Here is a 14936-nt window from a genome sequence, read left to right on the forward strand (position 1 = left end):
TAGGGTCGGGCTTATTACCCGACTTTTTTGTGTGAAGCGTAATGAATAGACTATTTGAATGGTTTGAGAACCGTATTAATCCATATCCTGAGACAGATCCAGTACCGCCGAAAAAGGGCTTGTTACCTTTTATTTTTTCAGGCTTAGATGGGTTAAAAATATATTTATTTTTTCTCGTCATTTTAACGGCTGGTGTGGGTGTTTTTGAGGCCGTCTTATTCAAGTTTGTCGGCTCATTAGTGGATTGGATGGGTAAATACAATGTCCATGAGCTTTGGACAGAAAAGTCAGGAGCTATTATTACGATGCTCATATTGGTTATGATTTTTCCACTATGGGTATCATTGCAGTGTGGTATACGTTTTCAGACATTACAAGGTATTTTTCCTATGCGCCTACGATGGAATTACCATCGGTTAATGCTAAGTCAAAGTCTTGCTTTTTACCAAGATGAGTTTGCAGGACGAGTATCAGCAAAAGTTATGCAAACCGCCTTGGCAGTACGCGATACAGTCATGTCTATCTGCGATATGATGGTTTATATTGTTGTTTATTTTACTACTGTCGGGGTGATTTTATTCCAGTTTGATGGTTGGTTAATGCTACCTTTCGTTATCTGGATTTTATTTTTTATCATCTCCTTAATTTGGTTTGTTCCAAGGCTTGGTAAAACAGCAAGAGCACAAGCTGATGCACGTAGTTTAATGACGGGGCGTATCACAGATGCTTATGCCAATATCCAAACAGTTAAATTATTTTCATATGATAAGCGTGAAGCTCGTTATGCGAAATCAGCTATGCAAGATTTTATGCAAACCGTGCATAAACAAATGCGTTTAGTATCGTTGATGGAAACGGTGAGTCAAACTATTAATATGTTGTTATTGGCAGGTATTGCTGGTATTGGTCTTTGGTTGTGGATGAATAATCAAGTGACTGTCGGTGCGATTGCTGCTGCTACGGCAATGGCTTTAAGAGTACATGGTTTATCTCATTGGATGATGTGGGAGTCCGCACGGCTATTTGAAAATATTGGCACTGTTCAAGACGGGATGATTTCTTTAAGTAAACCTCGCAAAGTACTTGATATCCCTAATGCCATTCCTTTAGAGGTGAGTAAAGGCGACATTGTGTTTGAGCATGTGAATTTTTCGTATAGCGAGAATAAACAATTACTACAAGACTTTAATTTACATATTAAAGCAGGTGAGAAAGTTGGTTTGGTTGGTAGAAGTGGGGCAGGGAAATCAACGCTCACTAATCTACTGCTACGGTTTTATGATATTGATAGTGGAGCTATTCGTATTGATGGTCAAGATATCAAAACTGTACAGCAGGAAAGTTTACGTCGACATATTGGTTTAGTGACACAAGATACCTCGTTGCTTCATCGTTCTGTCCGTGAAAATATCAAATATGGATGTATGGATGCAACGGATGAAGAGATGATTGATGCGGCTAAGCGTGCACAGGCAGCAGAATTCATACCTGAATTATTAGATTCAAAAGGGCGTAGAGGTTATGATGCTTATGTCGGTGAGCGTGGTGTTAAATTATCGGGGGGACAGAGACAACGTATTGCCATTGCTCGAGTAATGTTAAAAGATGCGCCTATCCTAATCCTTGATGAAGCAACCAGTGCTTTAGACTCAGAAGTTGAAATTGCGATTCAAGATAGTTTAAGTTTATTGATGGAAAATAAAACAGTGATTGCCATTGCCCATCGGTTATCTACGATTGCAGCGATGGATCGTTTGATTGTATTAGATAAGGGGCAAATTGTTGAGCAAGGGACACACCAAGAACTTCTTGCCTTAAATGGTGTCTATGCTCGCTTGTGGAATCACCAAAGTGGTGGATTCTTGAAGCTAGATTAATTAAGTGTTGTCTTAAATAGTAAGATGGTGTTCTGTTCAAAAGGATTATTAATAACCTTGGAAAAATTGCCATAGGCGTTGACTTAACCATCCCAAACGAGAGGGAAATGTGCCCTGAGAAAAACCTACATGACCACCATGTTCAGGCTGATGTAAGGTAACAACGTCAGATACCTGCTCAATGGTTGGTAAACTTTCTCTAGGAATAAAAGGATCGTTTTTAGCATTAAGGATTAATGTAGGTACAAGGATATGAATCAAATCAGGTTTTGAAGAGCATTTTTTCCAGTAGTCTTCCGCATTTCTAAAGCCATGAATAGGACCTGTGTAAATATCATCAAAATCTTTCAATGTTTTAGCCTTTGCTAAACGAGTGATCTCAATCGAGCCAGGAAATGCCTTATGTTTTTGCTGCATTTTTTTCTTCATAGTGGTCAGAAAATAAGGCGTATAGACATATTTACCAAAGAACCCTTTGCCCAACTGTAATCCTGTTGCGTACAAATCTGTTGGAGCAGAAATACTAGCAATTGCGTTAAACGATGCTAATTCAGCACCTCTAGCACCAGCATATTTTAGTAATACATTTCCTCCCATAGAAAACCCAGCAGCATACCATTGAGCATGTGGTAAGCGATTTTTTACGGCTTGCATAACAGTTTCTACATCTTGGATATCACCTGAAAAATAAGAGCGTGCTAAGAGGTTGGCTTCGCCCGAACAGCCACGAAAATGAGCGACTACAACAGCCCATCCTAGAGCTCGAAAATCATGACAAATGGACTGTGCATAGTGGCTTTGGCTTGAACCCTCTAACCCATGAAAAAAGAGCAATGCCTTGCCAGTAAAGTGTGGGATAGCGGGAGCGGGAGCATCTAGATAGTCTTGGTTAGCGGTATGAGGGATATGCCAATCTAAATCAATAAAATCTTGGTCGGGGGTACGAATGCGCTCGCGAGCAAATGTTATTTTGGCGTATGTAGCAAATTTTGAGCCGATAATAGTTTGACTTTGTCCTTCTGGTAACCAAAAAGGATGATTAAACTCAGACGTATCTAGTTGTCCTGACATGGATTAGTGACCTGTAATTTTTTCACCTGCTTTTAGTACATATTTGCTAGAGCAGTATGGACAGGTTGCTGTATGATCCTCAGAGTGAGTGATATCTAGGAAAACTCTAGGATGCATGCTCCATCTTGGTGAATTAGGACCAGGACAATATAAAGGTAAATCTTTGGCAGTAACTTCAATAGGTTCAATAGTTGGTTTGTTTTCCATTTTTTCTCCATTGAAAAGAAAAATGTCGTTAAAAATAATAAGGTCTAGGAGCCAATTCAAGTCTCACATAATGACCCGTTTCTCGTTAAATACTGACGGTATTGTACAAGAAATTACAGCGGATTAAGTAAGTTTATGGATAAAGTTTCTGTCTTATTGTTATAAATGTAAATCAGACAAATTATTTTGGTCAATCAGTAGAATGCAAGAACATGCAACTATGACAAGGAGTAAAATGATAGATTAACCCTTAGTTGAGTAATGTATGATTGATAATGAGCAGATAAGTAGTTTCGCCGAGTTTGGATTGCATCCAGATATTTTAAAAGCAATTGAACTTAGTGGATATACCAAACCCACCCCGATTCAAGCGAGAGCTATTGGTCCAGTTATGGATGGATTAGACGTAATGGGTGCTGCTCAGACAGGGACGGGTAAAACAGCGGCATTTACTTTGCCAGTATTGCATCGTATGATGCCTTTTGCTAGCACAAGTACTTCGCCAGCGAAGCACCCTGTACGAGCCCTTATTCTCACCCCAACACGAGAGTTAGCTAATCAGGTTGCAGAGAATGTCAAACGGTACTCAGAAATATCACCACTACGTGCTAGTGTGGTTTACGGTGGTGTCGATATTAATCCTCAGAAAGCAGAGTTACGTCGAGGATGTGAAATTCTCATTGCTACGCCAGGACGCTTACTTGACCATCTTGAGCAAAAGACGGTGTCTTTGAACCAAGTTAGTGTATTGGTATTGGACGAAGCCGATAGAATGCTAGATATGGGTTTTATGCCTGACCTAGAGCGTATTCTGAAACAGTTGCCTGCACAACGTCAGAGTTTATTATTTTCAGCCACCTTTAGCCCTGAGATTCGTCAATTGGGACGTACCTTTCTAAAAGACCCTGTTGAAATTAGTGTGGCGGCGAACAATGCTACAGCATCAACAGTAACACAGCTTGCTTATCATGTAGCGCCAGCACAGAAAAAAGCGGCGTTGTTGTTTTTATTAAAAACACGGAATCTTGCACAGGTAATTGTATTTGCCAATACTAAAATTGCGGCATCTCAGATTGCACGTGATTTGAATAAAGAAGGTATTAAAGCAGAGTCCATTCATGGTGATAAATCCCAGATTGAACGTACACGGACTTTAGATGCGTTTAAAGAAGGTAAAGTAGATGTTTTAGTGGCAACTGATGTTGCTGCACGTGGGTTGGATGTGGCTGGTTTAGATGGTGTGATTAATTTTGATCTACCATACAATGCTGAAGACTATGTGCATAGGATTGGTAGAACAGGGCGTGCGGGAGCTTCTGGTACAGCAATTGCTTTTTATTCTGATGAGGATGATAAATTACTCAATGATATTCAGCAATTAATTAAAACAGATATTCCTAAAGAGAATCTTGTTATTCCAAGCATTTTCCTAGATAGATTTCAATTTCAGTCACGTAAAAAAGATTATTACACATCGTCTGAGAAATCTAATTTACCCCCAATAGATGCTTTCTTTTATCGCCCATATGACCCAGAAGAAGACAAAGACGTTATTTTAGCGGCTGTTGAAAAAAGAGATTATCCAGAAATACAAACCGCTCCGCTGGCTGTCTTATTAGGTGGCAGACCTAAAGGATATAAAAAATAGGTGGTAGAGTGTTGACCTATTATGGGTAGATAATCTTCTCACTTAGTTAAAAAGTCAGCGAGATTAATTGCTTAATAGTTCATATAAATTATTTGGACCATCTTGGATAGGTGTTATTTTTTGCTCAAGAATATCTTTTTGTATAGAGCGGATTAGTCGTTCTAAGTGTTGGATATGCGGTAGCATTGTTCCAAAAAAATAATTTTGCTGAGATTGCTGAATGAGAATAGTAGGGAAGTTTTCAACATCTAAGTCATCTAATAACTCTGGATTGTCTTCAATATCTATCCAAATAAATGTATATTCAGGAAATTGCTCACTTAATGATTTAAAATCATTAGCATACGTTTTACAAGTTCCACACCATTGTGCGCAATAGCAAGCAATAGTCAAGCCAGTCGCTTTTTTGAGAAGGTTTTTGACAGTTGTAATGTCTTCATTCACATTGGTAATAAGCATAGTGAAGTAGTACTCATTGAGCTTTATAATTAAAACATAGTCAAGTATAAAAGTATTTCTCATGTTTGGAGATAAAAATGCCATCACAAGTAAAAATCGGCTTAATTGTTGTCGGAGATGAAATTTTATCGGGTCGCCGTAAAGATGCTCACTTAGAAAAAGTGATTGCGTTATTGAATGAAAGAGGATTGAGTTTATCTTGGGCACATTTTGTCCCTGATGATTTAGATAGTCTAGTCAAAGAGTATCAGCAATCTTTTGCTAGTGGTGATATTGTTTTTTCTAGTGGCGGAATTGGATCCACGCCTGATGATAAAACTCGTGATGCAGCAGGTCTAGCATTAGGCTTGCCCTTACATTTACATCCTGAGGCAGCAGCACTGATTACGGAACGCACGCAACGAATGGCAACTGAAGGGTCAGCTTCTGCTGATATGGGTACTCCAGAAAATCAGCGTCGTTTGGCGATGGGACTTTTTCCTGAAGGCTCTGAAATTGTGCCCAATCCATTTAATCAGATCCCTGGTTTTTTTATCAAAAATCATACTTTTGTACCTGGGTTTCCTGAAATGGCGTGGCCTATGATTGAATGGACATTGGATACTCGTTATAAGCATTTACATCATATCGAAGAAGAACAGTCGTATTCGGTGATTATCCATACGCTACCAGAATCTAGAATTACCCCCGCTTTAGAATTTATTGAAAATAAATGGCCAGGTATTCGTACATTTAGTTTGCCGACAGTATCAAGAGAAGGTAAACCAGCCTTTATTGATTTAGGGGTTAAAGGAAAAAATACGGCTGACTTAAAAGAAGCTTATGATTATTTGCGTGGAGCTATTTTAAGAGTAGGTGGGCATTTTATGGATAAACCTGAGTAATTTAGTGACTTACTATTGTTGCTATATTGCAATCGTCCTAATCAGTGAAATAAGGATTAATCACACGATAAGTGCTTGACTATGAGCCAACAAAAAATTAAATCAAGAGTACGCTTAAGTACGAAAACTGCTCCACCAGCCAATAAAGTATCAGCACAGGTATTTGAACGTGCTTATACGATTTTAAATTTATTGGCGGCTACACCACAACCTTTAAGCTTAAAGGAAATTGCTGAGAGTTGCCAGTTGCACACGTCTACTGCACATCGTATTTTAGGTGATTTATGTATAGGTGGGGTACTGGAGCATTTGGATAATGGGAAATATCAATTGGGATTGCGCTTATTAGAATTAGGTGCCATTGTTAAAGATCGCTTAAATATTCGCCAAGTAGCTGCTCCTATGATGCAGTGGTTACACGAGCAAACACAGCAAACGATTAATTTATCAGTACGGCAAGGTGATGAGATTGTTTATATAGAGCGGACAGAAAGTGCTCGCTCTGGTATGCATGTATTACGACCAATAGGCGGAAGGGCATTGCTTCATTTAACATCTGTGGGTAAATTATATTTAGCGGCAGCTGATCCACGCCTTATTGAGTCCTATGCTTTAAGAACAGGCTTGCCAGGCAAAACAAAAAATAGTCTAGCAGCTATTGAGGATTTACAAAAAGATTTAAAATTTGTGCATCAATACGGCTATGCTCGTGACAATGAAGAGCTTGAGTTGGGGGTACGATGTATTGCAGCTGCCATTTATGATTATTCAGGTAATCTTGTCGCAGGGCTATCAATTTCTGCACCTGTAGAGCGTATGCAAGATAGCTGGGCAAGCCTGTTGATGCAAGCAGCCGCTTCTATTTCCACTTCGTTAGGTTACGGAAAAAGATAAGTTTAATAAAATCAATAAGATAGCTTTTAGTTGTTTTTTTGTGCAATGCAATAAAAAGAGTTGAAAAAATAATATATGTGAGTATAATAGTATTTGTGCAACGCAGCATAGGTTGCTTTTTATCAAACATCTAGGAGAATATTATGTCAGTAGTACCTCAACAGTTATTAGATCAACAAAAAGCAGCAGTTAATAACATTGTTGCTGCTCAAAATGTTTTATTTGGTGGTTTTGAACAATTAGTTGACTTGAATTTGAAGGTTATTAAAGCAGCATTAGGTGATGTAGCTGAGACTTCTCAACAAGCAACTTCAGTAAAAGAACCTCAAGAGCTTTTTGCATTAGTGAGTGGTTTAGCTCAACCTACAGCAGAAAAAGCAGCTGCTTACTCTAAAAATGTTTACGATATCGTTTCTCAAGTTAGCAATGAATTATTAAAACTTTCTGAAACACAAGTAGCAGAAGTTCAAAAAAATCTTTCAGAATCAATTGATCAAATCGCTAAAAATGCGCCTACAGGTTCTGAATCAGCAGTAGCTTTATTAAAATCAACATTAGCATCTGCTAACAATGCGTATGATTCGTTAAACAAAGCCGCTAAACAGGCGGTTGAAGTAGCAGAGAACAATTTAGCTGCAGCAACTAAAGCAACTGTACAAGCGACAGAACAAGCAACTAAAGCTGCTACACAAGCAGCATCAGCAGTTCGTTCACGTAAAGCTTAAGCTTACTTAGCTCTGCTAACAGATGCTGTTTGTTGTATAAAAAACAGCATTAAATAAAGAAAAAGCCAAACTGTAAAATTAGTTTGGCTTTTTGCTTTTATAAGAGAATTCGAGAAAAGCAGAGCAATATTAAAAACAAAATTATTCAGATTATGGATAACTTTTATTTTTAATATTGCTATGCAGGTTTGTAGCTTTAAGAGGCTAAGGCATCAGCGCATTCTTTGACCAAAGCAGGACCTTTGTAAATAAGGCCTGTATAAAGTTGAATAGCATTTGCACCGGCTAGGATTTTCTCTTTAGCTTGTTTACCACTCAAAATACCTCCTACACCAATAATAGCTATTTCAGAGCTAAGATGCTGACGTAATTTACGAATGACATTTAACGAAAGTTCATGAACAGCAGGCCCTGATAGGCCACCAGTTTCATTGGCATGTTCTAAACCATTGACATAGTCACGAGAAAGCGTGGTATTGGTAGCAATGATTCCATCCATTTTATGAGCTTGTACAAGTTGGGCAATAGAAATAATTTGATTATCATCTAAATCAGGCGCAATTTTAATGGCAATAGGGATATAGCGCTGGTGATTATCAGTTAATTCAAGACGTTTATTTTGTAATTGTCCTAGTAATGCATTTAATTCATCTTCACCTTGCAAGGCACGTAAGTTTTTAGTATTTGGTGAAGAAATATTAATAGTGATGTAGTCAGCGTAAGGATAGACTCCTTCTAACCCTTTGAGGTAATCACTAGTGGCATTTTCAATAGGGGTATCGGCATTTTTGCCTAAGTTTAAACCTAAAATTCCACCATTTTTTCTAAACGAACTTTCTTGTACGTTTTTCAGGAAAATATCTAAACCATGATTATTGAATCCCATACGATTAATAAGTGATTGCTTTTCAGGAATTCTAAACATACGTGGCTTAGGGTTACCTGCTTGCGGACGAGGTGTTACGGTTCCTACTTCTACAAAACCAAAACCAAAACTAGCTAAGGCATCAATAAATTCTCCATTCTTATCTAAACCGGCGGCTAAACCTATAGGATTGCGCACAGTCAAACCCATTAACTGAATAGGATTATCGTTAATCTGATTGCTGATGAATGGTTTGAGTAATGGATTTTGATAATATTTTTTTAATGTTGCTAAGACGTTTTCATGGGCTGTTTCTGCGTCCATGCGAAATAGTAATGGTTTGATAAGTGGATAAGGATTAAATAGGCTAGACATGGTTGGATAGCAAATAGGTATAGAGAGGATGGGTTATGTAAGTAATAAACTAAACTTGTAGAGTAGATTATAAGCTATTAGCCATATTTGGTTGTTTAGATAACCACTGTCCATGCCAATTATACTCAAGAGGTGCAAATTTATTTTTGTAGTTCATTTTAGGGCTATTCTTAACCCAATACCCTAAATATAAATAAGGAAGTTGCCACTGCTGGCATAGCTGAGAAAGATAAAGAATGGCATAAGTACCTAGACTACCCTGATACTCTGTATCATAAAATGTATAGACAGCAGATAACCCATCCGTTAAATAATCAAAAATACATACCATACGTAGCACGTTATCACTTGATCGAAATTCAATAAAGCGAGTATCAACATAGGAACGGATTAAAAAGTTTTCATAATCTGCTTTATTAGTGGGTTCGTAGGTTTCTGGGTGTCGGGTTTGCTGATAATGCTTATACAACTCAAAATGCTCATTACTATAGCTTGGTGAGTGAATAAGTTTTGCGGTTAACTCTTGTTGATGACGCTTATATAAACGACGTTGGGTTTTATTTGCAACAAATTCAGTGGTGCGCAATCTGACAGAGATACAGGCTTGGCAATTATCGCAACGAGGACGATAGACTTGTTCTCCACTACGGCGAAAATTTTGCTGAATTAATTGTGCATAAATAGTCGTATTAACCAAATGACTTGGAACGACTACTTGCGAGCGAGCTTGCTGTTCAGGAAGATAGCTACAAGGATAGGGTGCAGATAAATACAAGCCAAAAGTGATTTCTGTTTCAGACATATTATGTGATGATATCGAAAGATTGTTTGCCTATTTGCCAAATAATTTTTTCTTGAGGTGTATGTATTCTTAGATGCTCAGAAAAAAGTTGTCGTGAAATACATGCTCCTCCCATACTTGTTAAATGAGCAGTTTCTTGTTGGCAGTCAATTAAAAAAACATCTTGTTTTGCGAGGTAATTCATTAAAAAAATTAAGGCTAGTTTAGATGCATTACTTAGATGAGAAAACATAGATTCACCAAAAAACATTTTTCCCAAACTAACACCATAAAGTCCACCGACTAGTTGCTTGTCATACCATGTTTCCACTGAGTGAGCATAACCTTTTTGGTGTAAATGACTATAGGCTTGAATAATGTCTTCAGCGATCCATGTTCCTGTTTGATCGTGACGAGGGGTAGCAGCGCAAGAGCGCATTACTTTTTCAAAAGCAGTATCAATTCTAATTTCCCAAGGTGAGTTTGGGTCTCGTTTAATTTTTTTGATAAGCTTGTGCATACTGTGTGATACATTGAGGTGCTGAAATTGCAGAACCATTCGTAAAGAGGGGGACCACCATAGCAATGGTTCATCAGGATTGCACCAAGGAAAAATACCATGAGCATAGGCATTGAGCAAACGCTGAAAGCTTAGGTCGCCTCCCCATGCTAATAAGCCATCGGGATCAGTTAAGGCTGACTCTACATCTGGAAAAGCAATACTGGGACCAAGCTGGGGTAGAAAGATATTACTCATGACGATATTTTTTCAAATGACTAGTTAATTTAACGCAAATTGATATTAAAAACTCTATTTTTCATCATTTTGGCGGAATGTGAAAGAGAATCTGTCCTTTGGGTAGATGACATTTTTTCTTATTGAAGAATAAAAGAAGAGGTGGCTGCAAAGTATCTATGTAGGCTTCGATATAAAGTCGCATAGATACTTTAACAGATTTATCGGATATTGGGACTTTTACTAATTATTAGTTAGTACATCAATTTCAAGTACAGAAGCATATATTCCTCCTACATGGACATGATTAGTCGCAATTTGTTTTCTTCTTGCTTGTCCCTCTGGTTCTCCACTATTAGGATTGCAATCAAAATGTGGGAAGTTACTGCCAGCGATATCTAAACGCAAACGATGGCCTTTTTTAAAGATATTACATGTTTCAAAAGGCTCTATCGTTAGTTGAATAATTTGTCCCTTTTCTAGCCAAGACGCTTCTGTCCAGCTTTTATGATAACGAGCCCGAAAAATACCATCAGTGATATTCATGGCATAGCCTTGAGGATAGTCTTCACTTGGAGGGTAAACGTCCACAAGCTTTGCCGTAAAATCTGTATCAGGGCAATCGCTATCAACCCATAGTTTAATTTTTACTTTACCTGCTACGATAAGGTCTTCTTTAAGAGGCTCTGTCTGGAAAACAAGAATATCTGCTCGAGCTGCCAGAGGCATATTACTGCCATCAGTCCCAAAAAACTCTGCTGATTCCCGTTGATCAAATGCTCCACCAGCAAAAATAGGTAGCCCAGAAGTGATAGATCCTCCAATGGTTGGTACTGGATGATGAGGATTAGATTGAAAACTTAGTGCTCCAGAGGAAGATTGTGCTTGGCTTAATGACATATTGTCATGTAAGAACCATTGTTGTGTAGATGTACCTGTTAGAGGCCAGCAATTGCTGTGTATCCAATATCCTCCGTGTTCAATACGTCCTTCTGCATTACGCTTACCACTACCTCCACCCATAATGAAGAGTGAAACAGAATCTTTTTGTGTTGTCGAAGCATGTTCTTTTAAGTGTTGATTAAACCAATCTAATCGGCAAGTCAACCAGTTGTCACTCACATTTTTATCAAAAGAAGCTTGATAGCCAAATTCTGCATTACCACTGTATGTAGTATTACGATCGCCATGCAACCATGGTCCCATAATGAGACGTTGTGGCGCTTTTCGGTCTTTTGCTTTAAAGGCATTAAAGTTAGCTAATGTGGAAGGAACATAGGCATCGTACCAGCTAGACATAAAAAGTACGGGGATATCCGGTAATGTATCGTAGTATCCTTCGGCATAGATACCAAGCTGTTTCCAAAAGTCAGTAAAAAATCCTTCTTGCCATTGTTCGAATAAATAGTTTTCATATTCAGGGTGATGACGTAGTGGTGAATGGCCAGGTTGCCATGGCATTTTGGCAAACCAGTCATGAATGTTTTCTTGTGACAGAGCTGTTTTGGTAATGGATGATTGTTGTGCAAGAGGGCTTAATTGAGCTTGTTTAAATGCCCAAGTTGCTTGTTTAAGTTCAAAAGCACCTCCTTGTCTAGCGCCGCAGCGAAAAGCATTATGAAAGCCACCTGAATCTAAAACCATCGTTTTTAAACCAGGGGGATTTAAACAAGCGGCAGCCATCTGTGTATGAGCGGCATATGATAATCCCATGCTACCGATACTGCCATTACACCATGGTTGTTGAAGAATCCATGTATATGTATCAAAACCATCTTGTCCTTCATTGATGTATTTGATGAATTCTCCCTCAGATTGGTAGCGTCCTCTACAATCTTGAAAAATGACTACGAATCCTTGTCGACAAAATAGGGTAGCCATTTCTTCACGACTAATTTTGTGTCCATCCAGATTAATTTCTGATCGTGAATGGGCATTTTTATTATAAGGTGTACGTTCAATAATGACAGGCCATGCCTTTTCTGCACTAGTTGGGAGATAAATATCCGTCGCTAAACGAATACCATCACGCATACTAATCATCTGATTTTTAATTAATTTATATGAGTCTAGTTGCATATTTTTAGAGAGAGGTTATTTAAATAATTAAATAACCCTTTTATAGTGAAAAAATTAATAACCGATGCTCACTGCAATTGATAATAAGGCAATTGCAGCAATAGCTAGAATAATAACTAGAGGCCACACATAACGAGCCCATTGTCCCCATCCAATTTCAGCCGTAGCAAGAAAAATTAATAATCCTGTTGATGTCGGTGTGAAGACATTTGTAAGACCATTACCCATTAAGAAAGCTAGCACGGTTGTTTGTGCCGATACGCCAGATAGCTGACCAACAGGTCCCATAATTGGCATGGTCACAGCGGCTTGTCCAGAAGTGGAGGGGATAGCCAAATCTAGTAATAATTGAGATAAAAACATGCTATATGCCGAGACATAGGAGTTAGACTCTCCCACAAAAGATACGAAATGGTAAATAATCGTATCCATGATTTTACCCTTTTCAAGTACTATGGCCACTGCTGTAGCCAAGCCAATCAGTATTGCGGCAATAAGAACTTTTTTCATTCCACTAATAAAAGCATCTGCTGCTTCACTAGGACTGAAGCGAGCGATAGCCGCGAAAATAATGCTTAGAAACAGGTAATAAGCAGATAAAGAGCTACTTTTCCATTTCCATGTGTGAGCAGCGTACACAAGAAAAATAATACCAATGATCAGTACTAACACCATTAGGAAATGCTGTTTTGAAAGAGGCTTGCTATCAAAAGTGATTGTTTGTGTCGAAACCCCTCCAGCAATTTCTTGGCGTACACGCCAGAATAAGAAGATAATACATAGGGTCATCATAACAACGTAGGTAAGTATCCGCATATTTAACCCACTGAAAACAGGCAGACCAAGTAGTGGTTGTGCAACAGAAAGGGCATAAGGGTTTGTGATAGAAGCTAGATAACCTACTTTGACAGCAAGAGTTACAATGGCTAGACCAAGTATTCGGCTAAAACCTAAACGAGTTGTTAATGCAATTACCATAGGAATCACTAAGAGATATTCTTTAGCTAACCCCATAAAGGTACTACCAGCAGAGAAAATTAACATTAAGACAGGAATCAGGATATATATATTCCCTCTAGTTAGCCCTAATGCACGCTCCAACCCCGCCTCAATAGCACCACTCTTATTCAGAATACCAAACATTCCACCAATAAAAAGTACCATGAAAATCAGACCACTTTGCTTCGCTATTCCTTCAGGTATGGCTTCTAGCATTTCTGCGATACCAACAGGACTTGCTTGCTCTTTGGAGACTGTGGTGAATGTTGAAGAAATAATATTGCTAGCTTGTATGGGTTTATCAATTTGTGTGTAGCTACCAGGAACAACCAGTTTATCTTTCATTTGGTATTGACCAGATGGAAGTAAAAAGGTAAGTAGCGTGGCTAATATAACAATACTAAGCATCACAATCATAGGATTGGTTGTTTTTTTGCTTTTTTGGGGGACGACATCTGTCATGAAAATCTCCTACATTATGTGAGATACTGGCATTTTTAGGGATTCAGTCCACCTAGACGAATAAAACATTCGTTAGAGACTTCTTGTAAACGTTGTAAAATTTGTTGGATTCTTTCTTCAGGCATACGATTAATTGGTGCACTTAAACTTAGGCAAGCAATGCATTCTTTTTTCATATCATAGAGAGGAAGAGCAATGGCACAAACACCCTCTGTTAGTTCACCTTTAGACACATAAAAACCTTGATGTTTTATTTGTGTAATATGTTCCTTGAGTATGGCTACTTGTGTGGGTGTCTTTGTACTAAGAAATTCAAGTTGAATGGGAGTAGGTGCAAAAGCAAGAAGAATTTTCCCAGCAGCTCCAGCACCCAATAAACGGCGATTGCCAATTTCACTACGAACTTGCAAAGGTTGAGAGGAGACTCTTCTCCAAACTTGGACTATTTCTAAATTTTCACGAATACGGATTTGTAAATTTTCATTAAACTCGTTAACAAGAGGATCTATTACAGCTTCTGCAATTGTTAGCCAATGTGAATGTGATTTAGCGAGTTGGCCTAGTACAAGTAGCTCATGTCCTAATCGATATGAAAAGTCTGTTTGCTGTACAACATAATTATGCTCCTCAAGTGTACATAGCATACGATAGGCTCGTGACTTATTAAGCTGACTTAACCGAGCAAGTTCACTCAATCCTGTATTAGGATTCTCAGCAATGATTTGTAAGAGGTTTAATGCTTGTGCAAGGCTATCAATAGTATTTTTCATTGGTTTATTAGTCGAACCATTGGTTTGTTATTTAAAAATAATTCTAGAGTAATTTTTTTTAAAAGGGTTAATTATTTTGTTTATTAGGGTAAATACCTAAGCTT

14 protein-coding genes are annotated in these 14936 nt (G+C 38.2%); 5 read left to right on the forward strand and 9 right to left on the reverse strand.

Annotation, left to right across the window (positions count from 1 at the left end):
• Positions 1-41: 41 nt before the first annotated feature.
• Positions 42-1877: an ABC transporter ATP-binding protein gene (locus BQ4443_RS07880; RefSeq protein WP_071058530.1), complete on the forward strand. Its 1836-nt coding sequence runs from the start codon at positions 42-44 to the stop codon at positions 1875-1877.
• A 48-nt stretch (positions 1878-1925) separates the two neighbouring features.
• Here BQ4443_RS07880 and BQ4443_RS07885 read toward each other — a convergent pair whose 3' ends face one another.
• Positions 1926-2948 carry a YheT family hydrolase gene (locus BQ4443_RS07885; protein ID WP_071058531.1) on the reverse strand — a complete coding sequence of 341 codons (1023 nt, stop codon included), beginning with the start codon at positions 2946-2948 and terminating at the stop codon, positions 1926-1928.
• A 3-nt stretch (positions 2949-2951) separates the two neighbouring features.
• The gene (locus BQ4443_RS07890) at positions 2952-3155 is read right to left on the reverse strand and encodes a zinc-finger domain-containing protein (protein ID WP_071058532.1); all 204 of its coding nucleotides are present in this window, start codon (positions 3153-3155) and stop codon (positions 2952-2954) included.
• Between the two features lie 265 nt (positions 3156-3420).
• On the opposite strand from BQ4443_RS07890, the gene BQ4443_RS07895 reads away from it, so the two are divergent.
• The gene (locus BQ4443_RS07895; RefSeq protein ID WP_071058533.1) at positions 3421-4803 is read left to right on the forward strand and encodes a DEAD/DEAH box helicase; all 1383 of its coding nucleotides are present in this window, start codon (positions 3421-3423) and stop codon (positions 4801-4803) included.
• Positions 4804-4866: 63 nt separating this feature from the next.
• Here BQ4443_RS07895 and BQ4443_RS07900 read toward each other — a convergent pair whose 3' ends face one another.
• Positions 4867-5262, reverse strand: a complete 396-nt coding sequence (locus tag BQ4443_RS07900) for a thioredoxin family protein (RefSeq protein WP_023951145.1) — start codon at positions 5260-5262, stop codon at positions 4867-4869.
• A gap of 71 nt (positions 5263-5333) precedes the next feature.
• Between BQ4443_RS07900 and BQ4443_RS07905 the strand changes: the two genes are divergently transcribed.
• The 3 genes from BQ4443_RS07905 (at position 5334) to phaP (ending at position 7765) form a co-directional block, all read left to right on the forward strand.
• The gene (locus tag BQ4443_RS07905) at positions 5334-6146 is read left to right on the forward strand and encodes a competence/damage-inducible protein A (protein WP_371128785.1); all 813 of its coding nucleotides are present in this window, start codon (positions 5334-5336) and stop codon (positions 6144-6146) included.
• A gap of 81 nt (positions 6147-6227) precedes the next feature.
• Positions 6228-7040, forward strand: coding sequence for an IclR family transcriptional regulator (locus BQ4443_RS07910; protein WP_071058534.1), 813 nt, complete (start codon positions 6228-6230; stop codon positions 7038-7040).
• 143 nt (positions 7041-7183) lie between these two features.
• Positions 7184-7765: a TIGR01841 family phasin gene (gene phaP / locus BQ4443_RS07915; protein ID WP_071058535.1), complete on the forward strand. Its 582-nt coding sequence runs from the start codon at positions 7184-7186 to the stop codon at positions 7763-7765.
• Positions 7766-7961: 196 nt separating this feature from the next.
• On the opposite strand, the gene BQ4443_RS07920 is transcribed toward phaP, so the two are convergent.
• The 6 genes from BQ4443_RS07920 to BQ4443_RS07945 all read right to left on the reverse strand — a co-directional run bounded on the left by BQ4443_RS07920 (position 7962) and on the right by BQ4443_RS07945 (position 14832).
• The gene (locus tag BQ4443_RS07920) at positions 7962-9005 is read right to left on the reverse strand and encodes a quinone-dependent dihydroorotate dehydrogenase (protein ID WP_071058536.1); all 1044 of its coding nucleotides are present in this window, start codon (positions 9003-9005) and stop codon (positions 7962-7964) included.
• A 67-nt stretch (positions 9006-9072) separates the two neighbouring features.
• Positions 9073-9807, reverse strand: coding sequence for an arginyltransferase (locus BQ4443_RS07925; protein ID WP_071058537.1), 735 nt, complete (start codon positions 9805-9807; stop codon positions 9073-9075).
• A 1-nt stretch (position 9808) separates the two neighbouring features.
• Positions 9809-10543 (reverse strand): leucyl/phenylalanyl-tRNA--protein transferase, encoded by a 735-nt coding sequence (aat, locus tag BQ4443_RS07930; RefSeq protein ID WP_071058538.1) that lies wholly within the window; start codon positions 10541-10543, stop codon positions 9809-9811.
• A 222-nt stretch (positions 10544-10765) separates the two neighbouring features.
• On the reverse strand, positions 10766-12556 hold the full coding sequence (locus BQ4443_RS07935) for a CocE/NonD family hydrolase (RefSeq protein WP_218118038.1): 1791 nt from the start codon (positions 12554-12556) through the stop codon (positions 10766-10768).
• Between the two features lie 99 nt (positions 12557-12655).
• Entirely contained in the window at positions 12656-14062 is a 1407-nt protein-coding gene (locus tag BQ4443_RS07940; protein WP_023951158.1) for a YfcC family protein, read from the reverse strand.
• 35 nt (positions 14063-14097) lie between these two features.
• Positions 14098-14832 (reverse strand): IclR family transcriptional regulator, encoded by a 735-nt coding sequence (locus BQ4443_RS07945; protein WP_023951160.1) that lies wholly within the window; start codon positions 14830-14832, stop codon positions 14098-14100.
• Between the last annotated feature and the right edge of the window lie 104 nt (positions 14833-14936).

This window comes from Pelistega sp. MC2 (assembly GCF_900099475.1).
Classification (GTDB): Bacteria; Pseudomonadota; Gammaproteobacteria; order Burkholderiales; family Burkholderiaceae_B; genus Taylorella; species Taylorella indica.